Annotated in this window: 14 protein-coding genes, 1 tRNA gene and 3 pseudogenes; 6 read left to right on the top strand and 12 right to left on the bottom strand. The window is 47.4% G+C overall.

Translation table 11 applies throughout. The annotated features are described in order from the left end of the window. Positions 1-112 precede the first annotated feature (112 nt). Together KZE55_RS03240 and KZE55_RS03235 are read right to left on the bottom strand one after the other, a co-directional pair. A tRNA-Gln gene (locus KZE55_RS03240) sits at positions 113-185 on the bottom strand. 67 nt (positions 186-252) lie between these two features. Then, entirely contained in the window at positions 253-732 is a 480-nt protein-coding gene (locus KZE55_RS03235) for a DUF7679 family protein (RefSeq protein ID WP_222259244.1), read from the bottom strand. Positions 733-872: 140 nt separating this feature from the next. Between KZE55_RS03235 and KZE55_RS03230 the strand changes: the two genes are divergently transcribed. Beyond that, entirely contained in the window at positions 873-1604 is a 732-nt protein-coding gene (locus KZE55_RS03230) for a matrixin family metalloprotease (protein WP_222259242.1), read from the top strand. A gap of 93 nt (positions 1605-1697) precedes the next feature. Continuing rightward, complete coding sequence (locus KZE55_RS03225) at positions 1698-2609, top strand: EamA family transporter (protein ID WP_222259240.1); 912 nt, start codon at positions 1698-1700, stop codon at positions 2607-2609. A gap of 100 nt (positions 2610-2709) precedes the next feature. Here KZE55_RS03225 and KZE55_RS03220 read toward each other — a convergent pair whose 3' ends face one another. Further along, the gene (locus KZE55_RS03220; protein WP_222259238.1) at positions 2710-4917 is read right to left on the bottom strand and encodes a glycoside hydrolase family 3 C-terminal domain-containing protein; all 2208 of its coding nucleotides are present in this window, start codon (positions 4915-4917) and stop codon (positions 2710-2712) included. A gap of 158 nt (positions 4918-5075) precedes the next feature. Between KZE55_RS03220 and KZE55_RS03215 the strand changes: the two genes are divergently transcribed. Further along, a complete protein-coding gene (locus KZE55_RS03215) occupies positions 5076-5573 on the top strand; it encodes a DUF1440 domain-containing protein (RefSeq protein ID WP_222259236.1) in 498 nt (165 codons plus the stop codon). A gap of 43 nt (positions 5574-5616) precedes the next feature. On the opposite strand, the gene xylB is transcribed toward KZE55_RS03215, so the two are convergent. Further along, positions 5617-7125 carry a xylulokinase gene (gene xylB, locus KZE55_RS03210; protein ID WP_222259234.1) on the bottom strand — a complete coding sequence of 503 codons (1509 nt, stop codon included), beginning with the start codon at positions 7123-7125 and terminating at the stop codon, positions 5617-5619. Between the two features lie 179 nt (positions 7126-7304). Next, on the bottom strand, positions 7305-8654 hold the full coding sequence (xylA, locus tag KZE55_RS03205; protein WP_222259232.1) for a xylose isomerase: 1350 nt from the start codon (positions 8652-8654) through the stop codon (positions 7305-7307). 216 nt (positions 8655-8870) lie between these two features. Here xylA and KZE55_RS03200 point away from each other — a divergent pair, with 216 nt between their 5' ends. Next, positions 8871-10025, top strand: a complete 1155-nt coding sequence (locus tag KZE55_RS03200; RefSeq protein WP_222259230.1) for an ROK family transcriptional regulator — start codon at positions 8871-8873, stop codon at positions 10023-10025. A gap of 65 nt (positions 10026-10090) precedes the next feature. On the opposite strand, the gene KZE55_RS03195 is transcribed toward KZE55_RS03200, so the two are convergent. The 3 genes from KZE55_RS03195 to KZE55_RS03185 all read right to left on the bottom strand — a co-directional run bounded on the left by KZE55_RS03195 (position 10091) and on the right by KZE55_RS03185 (position 14723). Then, positions 10091-12133, bottom strand: coding sequence for a right-handed parallel beta-helix repeat-containing protein (locus KZE55_RS03195; RefSeq protein ID WP_222259229.1), 2043 nt, complete (start codon positions 12131-12133; stop codon positions 10091-10093). Between the two features lie 31 nt (positions 12134-12164). Next, positions 12165-13631 (bottom strand): MFS transporter, encoded by a 1467-nt coding sequence (locus KZE55_RS03190; protein WP_222259227.1) that lies wholly within the window; start codon positions 13629-13631, stop codon positions 12165-12167. Positions 13632-13811: 180 nt separating this feature from the next. After that, a complete protein-coding gene (locus KZE55_RS03185) occupies positions 13812-14723 on the bottom strand; it encodes an AraC family transcriptional regulator (RefSeq protein WP_222259225.1) in 912 nt (303 codons plus the stop codon). Positions 14724-15016: 293 nt separating this feature from the next. On the opposite strand from KZE55_RS03185, the gene KZE55_RS03180 reads away from it, so the two are divergent. Continuing rightward, complete coding sequence (locus KZE55_RS03180; RefSeq protein WP_222259223.1) at positions 15017-16384, top strand: sugar porter family MFS transporter; 1368 nt, start codon at positions 15017-15019, stop codon at positions 16382-16384. A gap of 172 nt (positions 16385-16556) precedes the next feature. Here KZE55_RS03180 and KZE55_RS03175 read toward each other — a convergent pair. The 4 genes and pseudogenes from KZE55_RS03175 to KZE55_RS03160 all read right to left on the bottom strand — a co-directional run bounded on the left by KZE55_RS03175 (position 16557) and on the right by KZE55_RS03160 (position 21903). Continuing rightward, a pseudogene (locus tag KZE55_RS03175) lies at positions 16557-18032 on the bottom strand (glycoside hydrolase family 1 protein). A gap of 1 nt (position 18033) precedes the next feature. Continuing rightward, a pseudogene (locus KZE55_RS03170) lies at positions 18034-19511 on the bottom strand (glycoside hydrolase family 1 protein). Between the two features lie 13 nt (positions 19512-19524). Further along, a pseudogene (locus KZE55_RS10465) lies at positions 19525-20423 on the bottom strand (ROK family protein). A gap of 91 nt (positions 20424-20514) precedes the next feature. Then, positions 20515-21903, bottom strand: a complete 1389-nt coding sequence (locus KZE55_RS03160) for an MFS transporter (protein ID WP_047766814.1) — start codon at positions 21901-21903, stop codon at positions 20515-20517. Positions 21904-22185: 282 nt separating this feature from the next. Between KZE55_RS03160 and yicI the strand changes: the two genes are divergently transcribed. Then, complete coding sequence (gene yicI, locus KZE55_RS03155) at positions 22186-24474, top strand: alpha-xylosidase (protein WP_047766815.1); 2289 nt, start codon at positions 22186-22188, stop codon at positions 24472-24474. Positions 24475-24521 lie beyond the last annotated feature (47 nt).

The raw sequence follows: 24521 nt of genomic DNA, 5'->3' as shown, positions 1-24521 counted from the left end.
CCCTTCCTGCTTCTAATTATTTCCTATCATACACCATATCGAAATGTCCCGGGAAATAAAAAAGCCTTGTGAGGACAAACATTATCCTTACAAGGCTTCATAAATAAAAAGATTGGGCATACTGGTCTCGAACCAGTAAATTATGGATTCAGAGTCCACTGCCTTACCAGTTTGGCGAATGCCCAATTACGTTGCTTAACAACAGTAATTACTATACTAAGAAATACCGAACTAGTCAATAGTTTTTTTAATTTATTTTTTAGCCGCGGCGTATTCCTGCTCCTGCTTGGCAATCCGGGCCTTCGTCTTTGCTACAACAGCTGGCGTCTGCGTACCGTTCTTCCAGTAAGCAACGTCCGCCTTAATCTGTTCCTGGGTCTCTGGAACATAGTCGTGACGTAAGTAGTTATAGTCCGCGTTCTCATCCTGCTTTTGCCATACCGCTGCCATGATAAACTGGCTCCGTGTCCGCTGCAGGTCTACAACAGCCGGATCGGTGTCGTCAACGGCCCGTACACTAATTACCTTGGCTGTTGCCATCGGTGGTAGAACCGTGTTATCTGGTAGGTACGGGGCTACGGGGACATTGATCAAGGCGTCAACCATCACTTCTTGCCAGTTTTCTCTTGTCGCCAGGCGGTGTGCCAGCCCCGGCTCAACATCATTTGCTACTAAGTAATCTTTTTCTGGTCCCCAACTCAACTTAACATGGACTTCAAACACGGTCGCCATTACAAACCCTCCCTTAAAATTTCAGTGATATTATACCGCAGCTTGTCCCTTCATGCCGTACTTTTTTAATAATTTGTAAAAAGCTATGCAAACCGATAGACTAATTGTCAGTTCTTTCATAAAATGTCAGCGTTAAGGAGATGAACACAATCAAGAGGCCACACTTTTTGCTTGTCCTGCTCTACTTAATCCTCTTCACCTGGATGATTAGCGTTTACCAGAGCAGTCCCGCATTTCAAACAGCGTTGAACATTGGTACCCAGCAGACTGAGGTCTTTATTCAAAATGGTATTAACCGCCTCATGGGTAAAAAGCCAATCGCCGTCACTAAACCGATTGACCAGGAGAAGGAAAGCGATACCCTGGTAAACGGTGCCCGGTGGACCCAACCAAGCGCCACCGTCTATGTTGACTTATCAAATCCGGTCCTCCGCAGTGCCACCGAAAGCGCAATTAGCCAGTGGAATCAGACCGGCGCCTTTACCTTCCACCAAACAAATAACAAGAATGAAGCGGACATCGTCGTCACCGCGATCAGTGAGCAAAGCGACGGTGCCGCTGGACTAACCGACACCAAGATGGACGCTACGACCGGTTATATCCTCCATGCGGACGTTAACCTCAACGCCGGTTACCTCTTGAACCCGACCTACGGCTACTCTCAGCAACGAATTATTAATACCGCTGAACACGAACTGGGCCATGCTATCGGGCTCCAACACTCGGACGCCGCTTCGGTCATGCAGCCAGCGGGCTCCTTCTACTCAATTCAGCCCCGCGACGTACAGGCAGTTAAAAAACTCTATTCTGACCGTCCACAGCCCCAAAACTCAGCACCAAACAATAACGAAACTACTAAAAACTTTCAATAATTAACCGTAGCAAGCCTTTTTCAGGGCTCTGCTGCTTTTTTAGTATGTTAAAATAATCAATGTGTGAAATTTTTAGTAGAAAGTGGATTTGCAATGAGAAATAAAAAAGTTTTGGGGATTGCAATGGTGATCACCGCCTGTACATTTTGGGGAATCTCCGGTCTGTTTGCCAAGGGAATCTTCAACGCTTCCAGTTCGGTGACCTCCCTTTGGCTAACCCAAAGTCGGATGACCGCCGCAGGAATAATTCTTATCCTGTTCAGCCAGCTTCACGGCGATCATCCCTTCCAGATATTTAAACACCCCCACGACGCCTGGGTCATCTTTTCATACGGCATCTTTGGCCTCCTACCGGTCCAGTTCTGTTACTTCATGGTAGTCCAGTACGGAAACGCATCGATTGCCACCATCCTGCAATTTGTGGGGCCCTTCTTTATTATCGCCTACCAGGCGCTTTTTAGACACATTCCACCACGGCGAATCGAAGTCATCTGCGCGGTGATTGCCTTTTTAGGGGTCCTCACCATCGCTACCCACGGACACTTCAACCAACTGGCGGTTACCCCAATGATCCTTTTCTGGGGGCTCCTGTCCGCAGTCGGAGTTGCCACTAACACCCTGATTCCGCAGAACATGTTACGGACTAACCGGGTACCTTCCTTGGTCATCACCGGTTGGGGGCTCCTTTTTGCCGGTATTGTCCTGCTGGCTATCCACCCTGCCCAGCCACATATTCCTGACATGCCAGTGATCTGGATCTGCTGGCTAGGAGTTCTGATTATCGGGACCCTAATCCCTTTCCAGCTTGCCAACAACGCCCTCAAGTATATTGACGCCACAACGTTTAGCTTGATGGACGCCTTCGAGCCGCTCTCCGCGACGATTGGATCTGTCTTGATTTTTAACCTCCATATGACTGGTGCGGATATTATCGGCTCAGTACTCGTTATCGTTGCTGTCCTTGCCCTTAATATCCGTATTCCGCTCTGGCATGGCAATAAGTAAACATCACGAAGGAGTAGCCGTAAAGGCATGAAAATTGATTGTACAAAAAATGATGAAGTTGGATCCCCCCAGCTTCATCCTTTTTGCTTTAGTTAAGGAACTACTTTAGTGCCTTAAAGAAGGCCCTACGGATCTTTTCGTCAATGCCCATTGCGGACAATGACCGCAGAGGAATATTTGCCGAAATGGCAACCCACTTCTCGTCCTTCATCATCGGGGCCAGGATTTCGTACAGTCCCGAATCCTTGAGGGCTTTTTGAACATGTGGATCCTGGTTAGCCCAGAGGTCAACGACGTAAGTATTAACAGTTACCTCACTCGCCAGGTTAGTCCCAATCGTCAACGTGAAGGTCGTTGACAGTCGAATATCGCGTGAAGAAGAACCAACCATGATCTTATATTGACCATTATCAGCTTCCCACTGCTGCTTGGCAACGTTGTAGTAAGCAAATGCCCGCCGTGGAAGTATCAGGGTCACATGTTTACTTTCTCCTGGCTCAAGGGCAACCTTCGTGAATTCACGCAGCTCCTTGACCGGCATTTCAACCCGGCTGACCTGGTTAGCAACGTAGACCTGGGCAATTTCCTTTCCGGCAACCTTGCCAGTATTGGCGAGGTCAAAACCGACCTTAACCGTGTCAGCCCCTTCCTCAATGGTTAGGTTGCTGTAGGCAAAGCTAGTGTAGCTGAGTCCGTGACCAAATGGAAAACGGACGGGCATCTCGTGCAGGTCATAGTAACGGTAACCAACAAAGATTCCCTCATGGTATTCCTCCTCGTCATGGCCCCTGCCAAATGTCCCATAAGTCGGGTTATCCTGCAGACGTAGTGGGAAACTCTCGGATAATTTTCCAGACGGGTTAACCTTCCCCATCAGAATATCCCAGGTTGCTTCACCAACAGCTTCACCCGCCAGGTAGGTTTCAACAATTACTGGCACCTGGTCAGCCCACGGCATCTCAAGAACAGACCCGTTTTCTAGGACAACGGTAACATGACTATTGACCGCAGCAACCTTGGTTAACAGGTCATTTTGGTTAGCGGGGAGTGAGATGGTGTCCTTGTCGAAGCCCTCGGTTTCCATCTCCTCCGGAAAGCCGGCGAAAAAGACAACCTGGTCATTCTTCTTTGCCAGTTCAACTGCCGATGCTGCCAACTGCTCATTTGGTGCCGTTTCCTTTAGGGAATAGCCTTGAGCGTACTGTGCACCTGCTGGCGCAGCATCCAGGGGTGTTACCAATTGGTGGGCGTTAACGTGGGAACTCCCGCCGCCTTCAAACCGGGGCCTTGCTGCCAGCTCACCGATAATTGCTAGCGAATCGGTAGCATTGAGGGGCAACTGATTTTGGTCGTTTTTTAAGAGGACAATGCTATCGTCAGCCATTCGCCGGGCAAATTCGTGCTGCTCCTTTTTATCGTATGCGGCGGCTTTAGTAACCTTCTTCCCCCACTTGGCAACCATCTTGAGGACTCGGAGAGCAGACCGGTTCAGGGTTGATTCCTGGAGACGCCCCTCCTTGACGGCGGCAACAATTTCGTCGACCGATACCTGACCCTTACCAGGCATTTCAAGGTCCAGGCCGGCCTTAATCGCCGCGACATGGTCGGCCACGGCTCCCCAATCAGACATGACTAATCCCGAAAACCCCCACTCGTTCCGTAAGATATCGGTTAACAGGCGCTGGTTTTGAGAGTTCAGGGTCCCGTTAAGGCGGTTGTAAGAGCACATCAAGGTTGCCGGGTGGGCCTGCTTGACGATCCGTTCAAACTGCGCCAGGTAGATTTCTCGGAGAGCCCGCTCGTCGATGTTTGAAGACGAGGTAAAGCGCTGATTCTCCCGGTTATTGGCCGCGAAGTGCTTGACACTGACGCCAACGCCCTGGTCCTGAACCCCCTTAACATATGCGACCCCCATCCGGCCAGCAAGTAACGGGTCTTCAGAAAAGTATTCAAAATTCCGGCCGGCCAGTGGTGACCGCTTAATGTTAACACCGGGACCCAGTAAAATGCCGAGGTGCTCAGCGTTGGCGGCAATTCCCAGGTGGGTGCCAAGCTTATAGAGCATATCATCGTCAAAGGAGCTGGCAGTCAGAGCTGACGATGGAAAGCAGACCGCATCCACGGAGTCGTTGATGTCGGCTGGCGATGCATCGATGTTTTGCTTCCGTAGTCCCGAGGGCCCGTCGGACATCATCATCCGGTCAACCCCTGGGACCTTAGCGGTGAACCAAAAGTCCTTTCCAGAAACCAGGTCTGCCCGCTCTTCAAGGCTCAAGCCTTCAACAAAGTCTAAATCAATTGTTACCATTATTATTTTCATTCCTTTCGTGCGAGTTAAGCGCTTACTTAGAGCATATCATGATTGAATGCTGGGGAACAGTTTCGCTAGCTTTACTGAGTATATTTATTTCCTGGGAAATACTTCCCTGCTATAATTTAGTGGAAAACCACAGAGGAGTGACAAATATGCAAAAACTAAATTTGAAACACGTCTTAATTGCCGGTGGTGCGGCAGGATTGATCTCCGGCCTGGTCAAATTGGGCTGGGAAAATGTCTTACCACCACGGACCGCTGCCCGAAACAAGGTTAATCCGCCCCAAAAGCTGCTCCAACAGTTAGGTGTCCCCGCAAAGTTAACCCAGGCCAGCTATCACTACTCTGGGGAAAGCCTTCCATGGGTTAGTTACCTGGTCCACTTCGGTTTCTCGGTTAGTTTTGCAACTGCCTACGCCGCCCTCCTGGACAAGAAGGTTAAGGTCCTAACCTTAGGCAAAGGAGTCCCGTTTGGCATCGCGGTCTGGGTTGCCTTCCACCTAGTAATCATGCCGGCAATGAAGACTGTTCCGAGCGTTCATGATCAGCCGTGGGAAGAACACCTGTCGGAAAGCCTAGGCCACGCAATTTGGATGTGGACTAATCATGAAATTGCTAGTGAAGTATTGCGTCAGTTTAAAACAGACTAATCAAAAAAAGGCTCTGCCGAAAGTTGGCTAGAGCCTTTTAAAATTAATCCCAATTATTCCGGAGCTCCATCAGTTGGTGACTGAGGCCCTTAGTCTGGTCGTAAACTTGGTGGTAGACCTTATACAGATCATTGTACTTAGCAACGGCAGCAGCTTGCGGTTCGTAAGTCTTGCCAAAGTGGACAAACTTCTTTGCGCAGTCCTGCAGTGAATCGTACCAGCCAAGGCCAACGGCAGCCAGCATGGCGGCACCGAGACCTGGTCCTTGCTCATTAGTCAAGGAAACAACCTTCTTGTTGAAGACGTTGGCCTGGAGCTGAAGCCAGAAATCACTCTTGGCACCCCCACCGATGGCAACCACGGTGTCGAAGTCCTGACCGTGTTGGTCATAGATGTTCAGAATGTCCCGGAAACTGAAGGTGATTCCTTCAATAACCGCCCGGACAAAGTCATACTTGTTTTGCATGCTGTCAACGCCAATAAAGCTTCCCCGAATGTCCGCGTCAGCATACGGTGTCCGTTCACCGACGACGTATGGGGTGAAAAGGAGACCGTTAGCGCCCAGTGGTCGTTCGGCAGCCTTGTTAACCATTGCCGTAAAGTCCTCGTCTGCAGCAAATGTGTGTTTGAACCAGTTCAGTGAGTGTCCGGCCGCTAAAGTAACCCCCATCGAGTAGTAAGTATCAGGAATGGCGTGACATTCGTACTGGAGGGCTCCATGGTAGTTGACGTTAGCATCTGGTTCGTATTTCAAGACGACCCCTGAGGTCCCGATACTGGACATCACCATATTTGGTTGGAGAATACCGGCACCAACGGCCCCACAGGCGTTGTCACCACCGCCACCGAAGACGCGGGTGTACTTCTTCAGGCCGGAAAACATCGAATAGTAGTCCGTTACCGTCCCGGCCTCGTCGATTGATCGCATCAATGGTGGGCACATTGACATCGGAATATCAAAGGCATCACAGATTTCCTTGCTCCAAGTCCCCTTCTTAATGTCGTAGAGGACGGTCCCAGTTGCATCAGAATAATCAATCGCTTGTTTGCCGGTCATAATGAAGCGCACGTAGTCCTTGGGTAAAAGGAAGCTCTTAGCCTTGGCCCAAATCTCCGGCTGGTTCTCCTTGACCCACAATAGCTTCGGCAAGGTAAATCCTTCCAGGGCCCGGTTACCGGTGATGTCGATAAACTTATCACCGAGCTTCTCCTTTATTTCTTCACACTGCTTGGTGGTCCGGGTGTCGTTCCACAGCATTGCCGGACGAAGGACCTGGCCATTCTCGTCCAGTAGTACCAGGCCGTGCATTTGTCCGGAGAAGGAAATCCCCTTGATTTCTTCCGCCTTTAAACCATCACGGAGAATCAGACGGTCAATGGCAATGGTCGTCCCATACAGCCAGTCACGGGGATCCTGTTCACTGTAACCCGGGTGCGGTTGGTGGAGTTCATAGCCATAGCTTTCCTGAGCGGCAATTTGACCTTCCGGGTCCATTGCGGAAACCTTAACCGCACTAGTGCCGAGGTCAACACCGATTACGTATTCTTTCATTTCATTTCAGTCCTTTCAATGATAAAAGGGTCGGGGCAAAGTTGATTGCCTCGGCCCTTTTATTATAAGACACTACATATAAATAATGATCTTCACGGAAATTTTACATAGATTAATTGATAGGTAGCTGCTGTTATTAGTATTCGAGCCTCAATTACTTAAGTTCAAAAGAGGGGTCATTATTTAGCAAGTGTTTCAATCATGTAGTGGTTGATAGTATCCTTGATTTCTTCAAGGTGGTCAGATTGAGTTGCAGCACGGAGTTCGGATTGTGGAGTATCGATAACAGTCTTTTCGATGCTCTTGAAGTCTTCCTTGCCTTCTTCGATCCGCTTACCAAGACCTTCGTCCCAGCTAGCGTAACGCTTCTTCAGGATGTCGTCTAAGAAGCCGTCTTCCTTCATGGCAGCGGCAACCCGCAGACCAGCGGCAAAGCTATCCATGCCGACAATGTGACCGTAGAACAGGTCTTCTGGCTTGAATGAAGTCCGCCGTGGCTTGGCATCAAAGTTCAGACCACCGCGAGGTCCAATGCTACCGTTTTCGATAACTTCCCACATAGCAGCAGTGGTTTCGTACAGGTTGGATGGGTATTCATCAATATCCCAACCAATCAGCTTGTCACCTTGGTTGGCATCAAGAGAACCAAGCAGACCAGCTTCACGAGCAACCCGAATTTCGTGTTGGTAAGTGTGACCAGCCAAGTTAGCGTGGTTACCTTCAAGGTTAAGCTTGAAGTCCTTGTCCAGGCCGTATTCACGCATGAAGTTGATGGTTGTAGCGGCATCAAAGTCGTATTGGTGAGTAGTTGGTTCCTTTGGCTTTGGTTCAAGAAGCATTTGGGCATCGAAGCCGATTTCGTTAGCGTAGTCCTTAGCCATGTGGAAGAACTTAGCGATGTGTGATTGTTCACGCTTCATTTCAGTGTTCCAAAGTGATTCGTAACCTTCACGGCCACCCCAGAAGACATAGTTTTCGGAGCCAACCCGCTTACCGATTTCCAGGCTGTGCTTCAATTGGGCACAAGCGTAAGCGTAAATCTTAGCGGATGGAGCAGTACCAGCACCTTCAAGGAACCGTGGGTTAGTGAAGAGGTTAGAAGTATTCCAAAGGACCTTCATGCCAGTGGACTTTTGATATTCAACAATCTTGTCAACGATCTTATCCAAGTTCTTGTTGGTTTCACGAAGGGTATCACCTTCTGGAGCAAGGTCACGGTCGTGGAAGCAAAGGAAGTTAACGCCTAACTTCTTGTAAAATTCAAATGCGTAGTCAACCTTAGCTAAGGCTTGGTCCATTGGGTCAGTGTACTTGTCGTAAGGACGCATTGCAGTACCATCACCAAATGGGTCGACCAGGCGTTGGTCAAATGTGTGCCAGTAGGCAACGGCAAACCGCAGCCAATCCTTCATCTTCTTGCCCAGGATTACTTCATCTGGGTTGTAGTATTGATAGAACAAACCGGACTTAACACTCTTGTGTGGTCCTTCGTACTTAATGTCGCCAATGTTTTTCCATAAATCAGCCATATCGATAGCCTCCTGAAATATTTAGTTTGTATAAACAACTAACTTACAATTCTTAATATACACTCCGCGCCCGACTTTGTAAACCCTTTCTCAAAAGAAATTTTACTTTGGACCAAATTTGAAGCCGCCCCGCAGGAGGAATCCCTTGTCTCGTGGGCCTGAACAGATATAAAATAAACATTAGCTTTATCAATTAAATTATGGGGAGTTTTTTCTATGGAGCGGGACCTTACCCGACTAAATAACATCAAACGCGTTAAACAGCAGCTCTTTAACAATGCTGCCATTTCACGAGCGGACATCGCCCGTAATACGGGACTGCATAAGTCCACAATCTCATCAATCTTTGCGGAACTAGACCAGCAAGGTTACATCGCCCACCTCGGCCGGGGAAATTCGACTGAAGGTGGTGGGCGGAAGCCAGAGCTCTTTACCATTAATAGTCATTTTGGTTATGTCGCCTGCTTCAACATAACTTATGATTCGTTATTTGTGATGTTTCTCTACGCCGATGGTCAGGAAATCTCCTTCCAACGTTTCCCTTCGCATAATCACGATATCCTTCAAATAATGGACCTGATCAACCGTGAACTCGCTACGGTGGCCAAGAATAATGATACCGAGCACGGCCTGCTAGGAATCAGCTTTTCAATTCACGCCGTTGTCGACCAGAACAAGATCATACATTCTCCCTACTACGCCACTAAGGGGATCGACCTCCAACAATACTTTGCCGACCGCTACCAGGTTCCCGTGATGATTGGAAACGAAGCCAACCTGGCGGCTATTTATGAGCGGGACTACGCCAACCAGGACAGTCTCGCCAACTTGGTTGTTTTAAGTATCCACCGGGGGCCCGGGATTGGGGTCATTGCTAACCATAAGTTATTCAGTGGCTTTCACGGGATGGTCGGTGAACTCGGTAGTGTCATTATCCCCAATACCCGTGGGGAACTCCAGGAGGTTGGTGACTACATCTCCGTCGATGACCTGGTCAAACGGGTCAGTCAGACGATTGGGCACCACTTTTCTTCATTAAAAGAGTTTTACCAAGTATGTACCGAACCAACGGCGATGGTTCAACAGGTACTCGACGTTTTCGCTGACACTGTTGCCCAAACTCTTTTCAACCTCCAAATGCTTTACGGTCCCGAAAGGCTCTTTATTAACTCCCCATTGACCGAAAATATCCCCGGCCTGACAAAGCAAATTAAAGCCGCCGCGAAAAAGCGGAAGGTTCAAATACCAATCACCCCAATCAGTGGTTCCAAGTACGTCTCCCTCCTTGGTGCCGGTGCCCTTATGATCAGAAAAGTAATTAACCTAGCAGAGGTCAACCTCCAGTTCCAGTGGTCACGAGGAGTTGGCTAAACACATAAGGGCGAAAAAGCCGCTGAGCGCATTTTCACGCTCAGCGGCTTTTTCAGTCCTTAAATTTAGAAGAGCTTATTGTTAACTCCCTTTTCACTTGCAAATGGTCCAGCAGTTACCTTAACACCGTCGCGGTGATTACCGAAGAAGTCGTGGTTAAAGGTAATTGGCGTGCCATCTGGGTTTTCGTACTTTTCTTCCGGTTCGAAGGCCATCGCAATCTTCTTGGTGGAGATTACGCTATCGGTCTTTTCAGGAACAAAGTCGTAAAGGTTGGTCTTCAAATAAAGGCCATCTTCCCGTTCTTCAAGGGCTAATTCAACCTGATCCTTGCTGTCTACGTAAGGGTTCTTTTCCTTCGCCGTTGCTTGGGCGCCATTCAGGTAAACATTCCCGACAGCCCAAACTGGCAAGTGGTTGTAGTAGTGGTCACTGTTTGGTGCGTAAATACCACAGTAACCGTCAAACTGCTTGTCCCATTCCTCGAAAGTCGGGTAATCAGTAAATGGCTTCGTTCCAACTTCAAAGTTGTAGTCGTCCCAGTCATCTGGCTTGTCCTTCATTGCATCAGCAATCTTTTGCATTTCAGGACGCAGGTGTTGTTGAACGAAGATATTGTTGTAGAACTTATTGTCCCCGTGCTGAATCGTCATGAAGCCCATTACCTTCGTACCGTGAATTTCATGATATGGCGTGAACCGGTTCGATGGCAGGTTGACTGAGTTATTGTCGGTCCCCCGACCAGTAGCGGTAAAACTACCAGCAATCAGGTTGTGGACAAAGGCAACCCCTTGGGCAGCAAAACGAATCGAACGGTCAGATAAGAAGAGGTTGTTATCAATCAGCGTTGGACCAAAGGAAACTTCAATCCAGATATCTTCACCCAGTCCGCTCAGCAAGTCGCCAAGGTTGTCCTTAGTGGTCTTGAAGTCGTTTGGCAGACTGTTATGGTCAAAGATGTTCTGGGTAACCCTGGTCCCTTGGGCCTGCCAGTCTAGCCATAATCCCCGTGTACAGTGGTGGATGTGGTTGTGCCGGTAGGTAACGTCAATTGCGGCGTGCATCTTGATTCCACCGATTTCGGCCCCCGCTAGGTTTTGACGGACGTTAATGTCGTGAATATCGTTATCTTCAATTGTAGAGAAGACACCGCCCAGGTGCCCAACAATCCCCGTTTGACCGCAGTCATGAATGTGGTTACGGCGAATGATGTGGGAGCCCACGTGCTCTTTATCCCAACCTTCGTAGGAAGCTTGGCAAATGGCGTCCCGTTCGGTTTGGGTACCATCCTTGTACTTCCACTTAGACCACTTGTTATTGTTATTTGGTTGCAAGTACTTCCCTAAAGAAATCCCTGAACACTTGGAGTGGGAAACATCACAGTCTTCAATGATCCAACCCTTAGACCAGTGGGGCCCAATCATTCCTTCTTGGTAGGCTGTCGGCGGTGCCCACTGGGTAGCTGCTTTCGTTACCCCAAAACCAGCTAAGGTAATGTAGCCAATTCCCTCTTGTTGAGGATAGAAGCAGTTTTCCCGGACGTTGATTTCAACGTTCTCCTTATTAGGATCCTTGCCTTGGAAGTTGGCGTAGATGATGGTCGTATCGGCCTCTTCATCCTGTTCAGCGTACCAGGTATACAGGGTCCGTTCTGGATACCATGACTTTTCGTTCTTGACCGGTTGCTTGACCTCATCCAAGCTGTTGACTTCGTACAAAGCAACGTCGTTCAGGTATACTTCACCGGTGTGAGCAACGATCCGCGCGTCGAACCAGTCCCCAGCAACCCGGGTAGTGTATGGATTATAGTCCCCAAAGATGCTGTTAGGAACTGCAACCTTCCAAACGTCACCGGCAACGTTTTCCCAGTTATCTACCTTTTCAGCACCAGAAATAACGGCACCCAATGGAACAGTAGATTTGTAAGTAATCCGAGCATCCTTAGTTCCGGCATGCTTAGGATCAACGTTTTCCCGGTAAGTCCCAGGAGCGACTAAGACTGTATCCCCCGGTTGAGCAATGTCGGCAGCGGCTTGAATTGAACGGAAAGGATAGTCTTTTGAACCTTCCCCAGAAAACGGCGCGTTGATGTCAACGTAAATATTCATAGAAATCTTCCTTCCTAATTATCCAAAATAACTAGTTGTTTGCTTGTTGTTTCCGCTTATTTTCAATTTCGTGGTTAATCTTGTCAACTTCAGGGTCACTCAATGGGTACTTACTCATAATCCACATTGCAACAAGGGCAAGAACGATTGGAATCCAAATCATTGAGATTGAAATACCAGTCAAAGCTGACTTTGGTTGAGTAGCGTTATTACCGTTAAAGTGACAGAAGGCGTTGATGTAACCTGGGATGATCCCCCCAAGGGCCAGTCCAATCTTGAAGAACAGACCCATGATAGAGTTAATGATTCCGGCAACCCGTTTCTTAGAATGCCACTCTCCGTAAGAAATAACTTCTGGAACCAGTGACCACATGTAACCAGTTGCAGCGGTAATCCCCCATTGCATAATGAAACGACCGATGTAACCAAGGGCAATGTTGTTCTTGAAAGCAGGGAATGACCATACCCACAGTATCAATTGACCGATAATAAAGAGGATTAAGAAGAGGTAGAAGAAGCCCTTCTTACCAATCTTCTTCCGGATGATTGGCCATAAGAATACCAAGAAGATTCCTGGAATCGACCCAATCAAGTTGATTGAAGCCATCCATTCGGAGTGACCAATGTTATATTGAACGAAGAATGGCCATACGGTGTTCCCAAAGAACATGAAGGTAAAGCCAATCAGGAAGAACCAGCCCAAGATTTGCAATGGCTTGTTATCAATCAATTCGTTCCACAAGTCAGAAAACTTAACAGAAGCGGTTTCTTCAGCGGTTGGCAAAACCCGTTCCTTAACACCAAAGTAAGTACATAATAACATGATGAAACCAATGATCATGTAGATAGCCATAACCTTAAAGTAAGCACCAGCAGCATGTGGAGAAGCGTAGTTACCTAAGTTCAGCTTGATACCGAACATCCCGATACCCTTCAGCTGCTTTTCTGGGGAAGCCAGTTGAACAAATAATGGTAAGAATGTGTAAACCAGCAGGTTACCAATGTTGGCCTCAGTCATCCGGACAGTTGTTAAAGTGGAAACCTCATCGTTATCACGGGTCAATGATGCATTCAAGGAACCGTATGGAATGTTAACGAATGAGTAGATCAAGGCTGTTGCCAGGTACGATACGAAAGCGTAAATAACGTTGCCCCGGACAGCTTGAATTGGCAAGAACACTAAGGCACAGCAGATTGTCAGTGGAATCCCAAAGTAAATCAAAAATGGCCGGTACTTTCCACCGTGCTTGAAGTGGCTCTTATCAACAACGGTCCCAACCCATGGGTCCCAGAAAACGTTGACCCAACGGACAATCAAGAAGATGGTTGCCCCGGCAGCGGCAGAAATACCGAAAACCGTTGTTAAGTAAAATAGTAACATTGAACCGATTGTTCCGAAGATTAGGTTTTGCGCTAAGTCTCCGGCACCATAAGCAATTCGTTCGCGCCATGATAACTTCGCAAACTCATCTACTTTTCCAGCAGGTGTCTTTTCCATTTAAATCATCCCTTAAAAAATAATAAATACAGAGTAGAAAAGTAAGTTAGTTGTGTAAACGAAGTAACTACTTCATCAACGTCTTTTATTGTATGCGGTTTCACAATATAAAAATAGACCATAACCTGACAGAAATTTGTCAAATTATGACCTATTATGTAGGGTGATCCTTGTTAAATTCTATTCGAAGTAGCCAACATTGTTCTTTGAACGAACCGAGCGCTTATGAATAACCTGCTTTCGGTACTCGCTTGGTGAATAGCCTGACCACTTCTTGAATTGCTTACTGAAGATGGAGATGTTGGCAGCCCCCACCATGTAAGCAATCTCCTCAATCGAATTTCCCGAATATTCTAAAAATCGCTGGGCCTTTTTATATTTTTCCCGGTCAATGAAGTGCAGCGGGGTAATTCCGTATGCCTTCTTAAATACCCGGTGGCCATAACCACTACTAATGGCGAGTTCCTTACAAATATCACCGAAATTGAAAGATGGGCTGTGGTCATCATTGTTGACCCGGTTCTCAATTGCCATCACGATATCACGACCAATCTTGGCTTCCTTGTTACTGTACGGCATGTCATGGCGGTAATCGACATCCCCCATCAGCTGATTCAAATCACGGAGGTACTTAAGAAGGACAATTTCAATGTTAACCTGGGTATCAAACTCATTCCGGTGCTCACGATCCCGACTGAGGTCGACAATCTTGCTAAGGGTGGTATTAGACAACTGGGCAAACGGGGTTTCCGCCTTAAAGAGCTTATTAGCAATTAAGCCAATCATCCGGGAACGAATCTGGGTATCTTCAAAGTCAAAGTGCAGGCACATGTACGTCATCTTGGCCGCGGCACTAGCGTTACGGTTGGTATGGTAAGTCCCCGGGGAAATAATCAGGGCGTCCCCCGGTCCCATATTAACAGCGGCTTGGTCACGGAAGTCGGTAATTTGGTGTCCTTCAGTCACAACCATCAGCTCAAAGACCTGGTGGCGCTGCTCAAAAAACGACCAGGAACCGTTGACAGTATGCATATGACCGCCAAACATGTACAAGCCGGACTCAATAGTGGGAATCGAAACAAATTTCTGCATCGTTATCACCTCCATTTTATTGAAAGCTCTTACATTTCTATTATCCAATTTAAACCATCCATTCGTTAGTTCTATTTGTAACCTTAATTTGTTATTTTATGACTAAAATACAATTCTATATTTACCTTTTTATGATTGTGATTTGTTTATTAATATATCATGAAAGGGTTTTCTTTTTAAGTCCTTTATGCTATATTTAGGATGTTGGTTGGTTATTAAAACCAACTCAATCTATAAACAACTAACTCATTTCTGTCTATTATTTGGTTTTGATGGATAAGGAGCTCAAAATTATGAAACACAAATTATCCGCCGGGTGGATATACTTTTTTGCCGCCCTTGGTGGTCTCTTATTCGGTTACGATACTGGTTCAATTTCTGGTGCCATTCTCTTTATTGAAAAGCAATTATCATTGAATTCGTGGCAACAGGGTTGTGTCGTTTCTGCTGTTTTGCTTGGTGCCATCCTCGGTGCCATCACGATTGGGCCTTTCTCTGACCGCTTTGGCCGGCGGAAACTATTAATGTTCACTTCCATTCTGTTCTTCATCGGGGCTCTCGGTTCTGGGTTAGCTCCGGAATTCTGGACACTGATCATCACGCGGATCATCTTAGGGTTAGCCGTTGGTGCGGCCTCTGCTTTGATTCCGACTTACCTTGCTGAATTGGCGCCGGTTGCTAAGCGGGGAATGATGTCCGGGCTCTTCCAGTTAATGGTTATGACCGGTTTGCTACTTGCTTACCTGCTTAACTTCTGGCTACAAGGACTCTACACTGGTTGGCGTTGGATGCTCGGTTTTGCTGCCATCCCAGCTGCCATCCTGTTCTGCGGTGCTATTATCTTGCCAGAATCACCACGTTACCTGGTTCGGAACGACAAGGAAAGCGTTGCCCGTGAAGTCCTGATGGCCATGAACAGCAACGACGAACAAGTTGTTAATGGTGATATCGAGGACATTAAAAAGCAGGCTGCTATTAAGTCCGGTGGTTGGAACGAATTATTCGGCCCAATCGTTCACCCCGCACTTGTCGCTGCCGTTGGTCTGGCAATTTTCCAACAGGTCATGGGATGCAATACCGTGCTTTACTACGCACCAACCATCTTTACTGATGCTGGCTTCGGTGTTCACTTTGCCCTCCTCTCGCACATCTGGATTGGGATCTTCAACGTTATCGTTACGGTCATTGGTATCTGGTTAATGAACCGGGTCAGCCGTCGTAAGATGTTAATTGTCGGTGGTTGGTTAATGGCCATCACCCTGTTCATCATGTGCTGGGGACTAATGCACTCCTCTGAGTCCAAGTTTGCTGCTGACGTTGCCGTTCTCTCAATGGTTGTTTATATTGCATCATTCTCTGGTACTTGGGGCCCAATCATGTGGACAATGATTGGTGAAATGTTCCCACTAAACATCCGTGGTTTAGGTAACTCCTTCTCCGCCGGTGTTAACTGGACCGCTAACATGATCGTTTCTTTGACCTTCCCACCGCTACTTAGTTTCTTCGGTAAGGGTTCGCTGTTCATCGGTTACGGTATCTTCTGTCTGTTAGCCATCTGGTTTGTCCACGCCAAGGTCTTCGAAACCCAAGGTAAGTCCCTTGAAAGTATCGAACAATGGCTTCGTGACCAAGCTGCTAAGCGACAAAAGGCTAACAACTAAATTTAATCCAAACAGGTAAAGAGCACCAGCGTACTTAAATGCCGGTGCTTTTTTGTACCTTAAATGAAATTTGTATAAGAAACATAAATCATACAACTTAGAACAGCATAGTACGCAAATGGCCTCCAGTGCCCGGCATTGCCAAACACTGGAGGCCAATTTGCGTTCCATATTATTTAAGATCTTCACCATTAGTCGCAATTACCTTCTTATACCAATAGAAGGAATCCTTCGGCGTCCGTTTCAGAGTTCCCTGACCATTGTCATCCAAATCAACATAAACGAAACCGTATCGCTTGCTCATTTGGGAGGTGGAGAATGAAACCAGGTCAATTGGTGCCCAGGTCAGGTAGCCTATCAGGTCAACCCCATCCTTAACGGCCTCCTTCATCTGTTCAATGTGTGCCCGGAGGTAGTCGACCCGGTACGAATCGTGAATCCTACCATCATCACTAAACTTGTCATAGGTGCCTATGCCGTTTTCCACGACAAACAATGGCACCCGGTAACGATTCCAGAGGGTATTTAGGGCCACCCGCAGACCCTGGGGATCAATTTGCCACCCCTACGGTGTCTGTTTTAAGTACTTGTTCCGCACTGCGTACTGGTTACCAGTAGCCTCTGCTGTAGCGTCATGATTTGCCTTGGCAGCCGTTGCACTCGACATGTAGTAACTTAGGCTGAGGTAGTCAACCGGGTACTTCTTCAGCAACTCCTGGTCACCAGCCAGCATCTTAATGACGATGTGGTGTTCACCAAAGTAGCGATTCATGTATTCCGGATATTCTCCCCGCACCTGAACGTCGGTGAAGAAGAGGTTGAGCTGGTCTACCTTCTGGGCCATGACCACGTCAGCGGGGTTGCAAGTTGCCGGATAGGTTTGCATCCGGGCCAGCATACAGCCCATCTTGGCTCCCGGAATAATTTCGTGGAGCTGCTTGGTTGCCAGTGCGCTCGCTACAAATTGGTGGTGGAGGGCTTGATAACGCAGTTGGAGCTTTTCATCAGTTGTTTTCAAACCGTCCTCAAGGGCCCCGGTGGCGTGGAAGCCGGTGGTGCCGGTATTGATCTCGTTAAAGGTCATCCAGTACTTAACCTTACCCTTGTAGCGTTTAAAGACGGTTGCCGTATAACGAGTGAAGTCGGTAATTGCCTCCCGACTGGCCCAACCATTGTACTTCAGAGTGAGACCAACCGGCATCTCGTAGTGGGATAGGGTTACGACCGGTTCAATGCCATACTTGTGCATTTCATCGAAGACCCGGTCGTAAAAGGCGAGCCCCTTCTCGTTTGGGGTTAACTCGTCCCCATTCGGAAAAATTCGTGACCAGGCAATGGAAATCCGGAAGGCTTTGAAACCCATCTCGGCAAGGAGTTTGATATCTTCTGGGTAGCGGTGGTAAAAGTCATTCCCGTGACGCTTCGGATAGTCACGAATTGAGTCACTGTTGACAGCCTCTTCAATGCTTTGCCGGGTTGCTTCATCAAGCGTTGAGTGGGTCTCGCCCTCCTTTGCACCCCGGATACACTCGGCTCCAGATAGCTTCTTCCCGTCAATATTCCAGGCCCCCTCAATCTGGCTGGCAGCGGTTGCCCCGCCCCATAGGAAGCCGTTCTTAAATCCACGTGGGTAATCAGTTGCGTACATGTTAGTTTTCCTCCTCTAATTTTTCTCCATTTGTTTCAATCACGCGTTGGTACCAGAAAAACGAGTCCTTACGAATTCGCTTATAAGTACCTTGACCATCGTCATCAAGATCGACATACACAAGTCCATAACGCTTGCTCATCTCGGACGTTGAAAACGAAACTAGGTCGATTGGTGACCACATCAGGTAACCGATTAGCTTAACCCCATCACTGACAACCTCCTTAATCTGTTCAATATGTTCCTTTAGATAGGCAATTCGGTAGTCATCATGAACTTTCATTGTTGACGTTAATTGATCAACCGCTCCAAGACCATTCTCTACAATAAATAGTGGGCACTCGGTACCGGTCCCAAAATTCATTTAGTGTGACCCGCAAGCCACGCGGGTCAATTAGCCAGCCCCACGGTGTTCCTTTCAAGTAGGGGTTATTGAAGCCACGGGCCATATTTACCGTAATTTTCTTATCACTGGCAAGCGGACGACTGTTGGAAACTCGGGAGGTGTAATAACTAAAGCTCAGGTAATCAGCATGATACACATTTAACAACTCCTGATCGCCCGCAGCCATTTGAATGTGAATATGGTGGTCAGAGAAGTAGCGATTCATATAAGCCGGGTACTCCCCCCGAATCTGGACGTCCGGGTAAAAGAGGTTCAACTGGTCCTCTCGCTGGGCCAGGACAACATCTGTGGGATTGGATGTCGCAGGGTAGGTTTGGTCTCGACCAATCATACAGCCCATCTTGGACTGGGGATTAATCTCCCGCAACTGCTTGGTAGCAATTGCCCCGGCTACAAATTGGTGGTGTAGGGCCTGATAGCGTAACTGGAGCCGAGCGGCAGGTGAATAATCGTTGTCAATCGCACCGGTCGCGTGAAAGCCTGTCGTTCCTGTATTAATTTCATTAAAAGTCATCCAGTACTTAACCTGGTTTGCATAGCGTTTTAAGACTGTCTGAGTATAGCGTTTGGCAGCCCTAATAATCCGCCGGTCCGCCCAACCGTTATATTTTAGGGTTAGAGCAGCAGGAGTATCATAGTGAAATAATGTTACTACCGGTTCGATTTCATAATGGTGGAGCTCAGCCAAAACGCGGTCGTAGAATTTAAGGCCCTGCTCGTTAGGGGCTGGATCATCCCCATGGGGGAAAATCCGCGACCAGGAAATGGAAAAACGATAAGCTTTAAAGCCCATCTCCGCCATCAACTTGATATCTTCCTTATAGTGGTGATAAAAGTCATTTCCATGACGTTTAGGATAGCGTTGAGTTGACTGGTCGGTAATTGCCTTCTCTAGTGCCGCTTTCGTTACATTATCTTGGGTAGAATTGTGTTGACCCCCCACCAACAATGCATTCAGCGCCTGACAGTCCCTTACCATCAATGTTCCAGGCACCTTCAATTTGGGTTGCTGCACTGGCACCACCCCACATAAATCCTGCAGGGAAGCCGTGCGGGTAGTCCGTTGCATACATTTAATTTCCTCCTTTATATCTCATTATTAACCTCTAGCAAGAGGTTATATACTCCACCGTACAGGTTCGCATCATTTTCAAAATAGGCCTTCATGATTGTGGGACGCCGGATGCCTGCCAGGTCCACCTGCTCAACTAGCTTTTCGTATTCCGTGCGAATCGTATCACCGACAATCGGCTGGGCGCTGATCCCCCCACCAATCACGTAACGATCAAGGTCAACGACGGCTTGAATGCTTAAAATCATGTTGGCAATCCGCCAGCAATACTTTTTAAATACCTTGTAGGCATAGTGGTCACGGCGGTTAATCTGTCCAAAAACAGCGGGCCCATCATTAATGTTACTGATATTGTAATGCTTAGCAATTTTATTGATCATTCGGACAGCTGAGCCTTCAACCCCGTACTTATCCTTACCATTTTTAAAGGGAATAAAACTCAGCTCACCCGCCTGGTAGTGCATCCCCCGGTATAAGTGACCGCCGATGATGATACCCCCCCAACACCAGTACCGAGAACAATTGCTGCACCATTCTTAATATTATGAAGGTTACCTAGCCATAGTTCGGCCAAAGCTGCAGCCTTCCCATCATTTTCCACAGCAACAATGAGCTGGTCATCTATCTCTTGATGAACATGTTCAACCAAGTTGAGGCCATCAAGGTAGGGTAATGCACCCCCGACTTTGACTTCACCAGTAGCAGGAATAACCGTTCCGGGGATGCTAAATGCAACACCGCGGATTTGATCAACGTATCTTCTAATAATCTGATCAATGGTTTCCAGGAAAGGCCCTACCCCATCTTGAGGGGTTCCGAGTTTATCATGGGTTATCAGGTTTCCGGCCCGGTCAAGTATTCCGTATTTGATGTCGGTCCCGCCAACATCGATACTTAAATAATTTTTTCGCATATTTTTCTCCATTCTATATCACGATTCTTGTCAGACTGGAAAGGGGCCGGGAAGAACTCTCATTTTTCCCAGCCCCGTTCAAGCTTAAGTATTACTTGTTTTCTGCATTTTCACGTGCGTGCTTTGCCCGTAAGTCGGCCTGCATCTTACCTTCGAAGGAGTCAACCTTGTAGAAGATCAAAGCGATAGCAGAAAGGGCAAAGCCAACCATTGGTACCCATACATAGTTAATTGTAATGGCGTTTAGTGAGGAAGCGGTCTGAGCGTGGTTGGCAACGTAGCCACCCATGCTAAGGATCCAACCGGTGACCGCACCACCGATTCCCATTCCAAACTTAGCAGAGAAGGATGAGAACGAGGTAACAATTCCTTCGGCCCGGACACCATTTTTCCACTCACCATAGTCAACGGCATCGGCCAGCATAACGGCAATCAAACCAGATACCAAACCGGTCCCTAGGTTAACAATAATGTTAGCGGCAATGATGACGGGTACGCTAGCAGTCTTTGCACCAAGCCACATAACGAATTGGCCGATGATAGCAATTAGCATCCCGGAAAGCATCGTGTTACGCTTGCCAAACTTCTTTGAGCACCATGGAGTGATGGCAACTGTAATCAGCGCGAACAGTTGCAACCCCAGCATGATTGAGGTCAGCCAAGCAGCATTCATATTGTACTTGAAGAAATAGACAGTAACTTGATTCCGGGTTTGCATCCCCATCCAGTAGATAAAGTTGATAAAGATGATGACCGCCCATGGCCAGTTGTGCTTCAAGGCCTTTAAGGAAGTCTTGATTGGCAGTGCCTGCTTAGATTCCTTCGTCTGAATCCGTTCACGGGTGTTGGCAAAGGCATTAAGCAATAGAACACAGCCGATGATGGCTAGGATAATACTAGTAATGAAGAACCCATTTTGCTCGTTACCATGACCAAAGGCATTTACCATTGGCAGTGCCAAGACGGAAACCAGGGTTCCACCAGCAGTACCGAAGAACTGCCGAATCGTGCTTAATGTTACCCGCTCGTTCGGGTTGTTGGTCAGGTTAGGCAGAATCGACGTAATTGGAATGTTGACTGATGAGTACAGAACATCGACGCCAATATAGGTGACGTAGGCCCAAATAATCTTACCTTCCAAACTCATATGCGGCGTAGAAAATACCAGGACACAGAAGATGGAATACGGGATGGCGAACCATAACCAGTATGGCCGTGACTTACCCCACCGAGTGTGGGTGTGATCAATCATAATCCCCCAGAAGGGGCCATCGACCGCATCAACCAGCCGTGCGACCAGGAACAGAGTTCCGACGGCCGCAGCTGAGATTCCAAACGCATCAGTGTAGAAGAACATCAGGAAGTTAGAAATTAAACCAAATGACAAATTGCAGGCAAAGTCAGTTGCTGCGTAACTGATTCGTTCTGGCCAATGAACCAGGTTAGGCATCTTTGTTTGCTTTTCTGAAGCCTTATCCATAAATAGCACCTCGATAAATAATTCCAAAATCAATAACAATTTGGACAATCCCGGGTTTGTTGTCTTTCCAAGCAAACACAGTGTAGACCCATTAAAAATATTTTGCAAGCGTTTCCAGTAATTAGTTTTATAATTCAGATTTAGCGTTTTTGTCTACATATAATGTCAAAATAAAGGTAAATTTCACCTTTTTTACACTATTGACAGCGCTTACTTTGCGATATACAATCAGGTCATATTTAGGATTGTTTATGTAATAGACAAACTTACAGGAGGTACAATATGAAATTTACTAACGGTTTATGGCTGACCAAAGAAAATTTTGATATTAATTCACCCGCACAAGTATATGACTACAGTATCAGCGCGGACCACAAGAAGGCCGAAGTATTTGTTCCCTATCATCCCGCCGACCGTCGTGACCAGACGACTGACATTGGGGCAACCACCATTAACTTTACTTCCCCGTTGAAGAATGTATTAGGGGTAAAGTTAACTCACTTTGCTCAATTTCCACTTAAACCAAGTTTCCACATCAATGACCAACAAGTTACGATGGACGCTGATATAGTTAAAGATGATCATTTCACCCTCAAAACTGGTGATCTTTCTGTAACGATTCCCTTAGGCAAGCAGCCATTTAAGATGCAGTTCAAGGGGGCAGGCAAGCTCCTCACCACTTCTGAACCAGGGATGCAGGCTGAAATCACCGATCGTGACACCGGTAAACACTACATGCGTGAGGCCTTGGACCTCGATGTTGGTGAAAATGTCTACGGGCTCGGTGAGCGGTTCTCCCACTTTGTTAAGAATGGACAAAGCGTGGAAATCGTTAACAAGGATGGAGGTACTGGAAGCCAACAGACTTACAAAAACATCCCCTTCTACATCACCAACCATGGCTATGGTGTTTTTGTTGATGAACCCGAAACAGTATCATTCGAAGTGGCCTCTGAATATAACGACAAGGTTCAATTTAGCGTCGAAGGCGAAAGTATCCAGTACTATATTATCTATGGACCAACCCCGAAGGATGTCCTTGTCAACTACACCAGTCTGACTGGCAAGCCGGCCCTACCACCGGCCTGGTCATTTGGCCTCTGGTTAACAACCTCCTTTACGACTGATTACAGTGAAAAGACGGTTCTCAACATCATTGATAAGATGAAAGAAAATAACATCCCATTAGATGTCTTCCACTTCGACTGCTTCTGGATGAAGGGCTTTGAATGGACCAGTTTTGAATGGGATAAGGATATGTTCCCAGATCCTGCTGGCCTGATAAAGAAGATTCATGACCGTGGCGTCAAGGTTTGTGTCTGGCTCAACCCCTACATCGGCCAGAAATCCCGCCTCTTTATGGAGGCCCGGAATAAAGGCTACTTAATCAAGCGACCAGACGGTAATCCATGGCAGTGGGACCGCTGGCAAGCTGGTAACGCCTTCGTAGACTTTACGAATCCAGCTGCAGTCAAGTGGTATCAAGGCTACCTTAAGGACCTTCTCAATATGGGTGTTGATGCCTTCAAGACCGACTTCGGTGAACGAATTCCGGTTAAGGACGCGGTCTACTACAATGGTGCCGACCCAAAGCGGATGCACAACTACTACACCTTCCTTTACAATCAGACTGTCTTTAATGCTATTAAAGAAGTTAAGGGTGAAAAAGAAGCCGTAGTCTTTGCTCGTTCCGCAACCGTTGGTACTCAACAGTTCCCGGTTAACTGGGGTGGCGATAGCGATTCACGTTACACTTCTATGGCCGCTTCCCTTCGTGGCGGCCTGTCCTTCATGAGCTCCGGCTTTGGCTTCTGGAGTCATGACATCGGCGGTTTTAATGACCATTGCCCAACAGACCTTTACAAGCGGTGGACCCAGTTTGGCTTACTCTCCACTCATAGCCGTTATCATGGTAGTTCTGAATACCGGGTACCATGGCATTACGGGGATGAGGCAGTTGTAGTTTCCAGAAAGTTCGTCAAGAACAAGCTGGCTTTAATGCCATACCTCTTCGAACAAGCTGTTGAGACCCACGAGAATGGCTACCCGATGATGCGGCCAATGTTTGTAGAATTCCCTAGTGATGAATCTGCTGCCCCACTGGGCTCTCAATACATGTTGGGTTCTCAGCTGTTAGTCGCTCCAATCTTCAACGACCGTAGCGAAGGTAATTACTATCTCCCTGCTGGTAAATGGACAAATATTTTGACCAATAAGTCATATGACGTCGCTCATGGCCAATGGTTTAAAGAACATTTTGACTATATGACTCTGCCACTTCTGGCGCGGCAAAACGCCATCCTTCTTGAAGAGCCAAACGCTGAGCACGCCAAGTATGATTACCTAGCTGCCTCTACTCTCCATGTTTACCAACCAACCGCTGGTCAGCATAGCCAGCCATTGGTTGATGAGGAAGGGAACCACCAGGGTGAAATTACGGTTACCATTAAGGACAACAAATTAACCGTTGACGTCAGCGCTCTGAAGAAATTGCCGACCTTATACGTCCACGTTAATGATGAGATCAAGGAATTCAAACTGACTGATGCTCACCAGACCGTTCAATTATGATATAGTCATCACGTTTAAAAACAACTAAGAAGCTGGGAAAAGCAAAT

The organism is Limosilactobacillus panis (genome assembly GCF_019797825.1).
Classification (GTDB): domain Bacteria; phylum Bacillota; class Bacilli; order Lactobacillales; family Lactobacillaceae; genus Limosilactobacillus; species Limosilactobacillus panis_A.
Note: the sequence above shows the minus strand (reverse complement) of the source record. Positions and strands in the feature narration are given on the sequence as shown.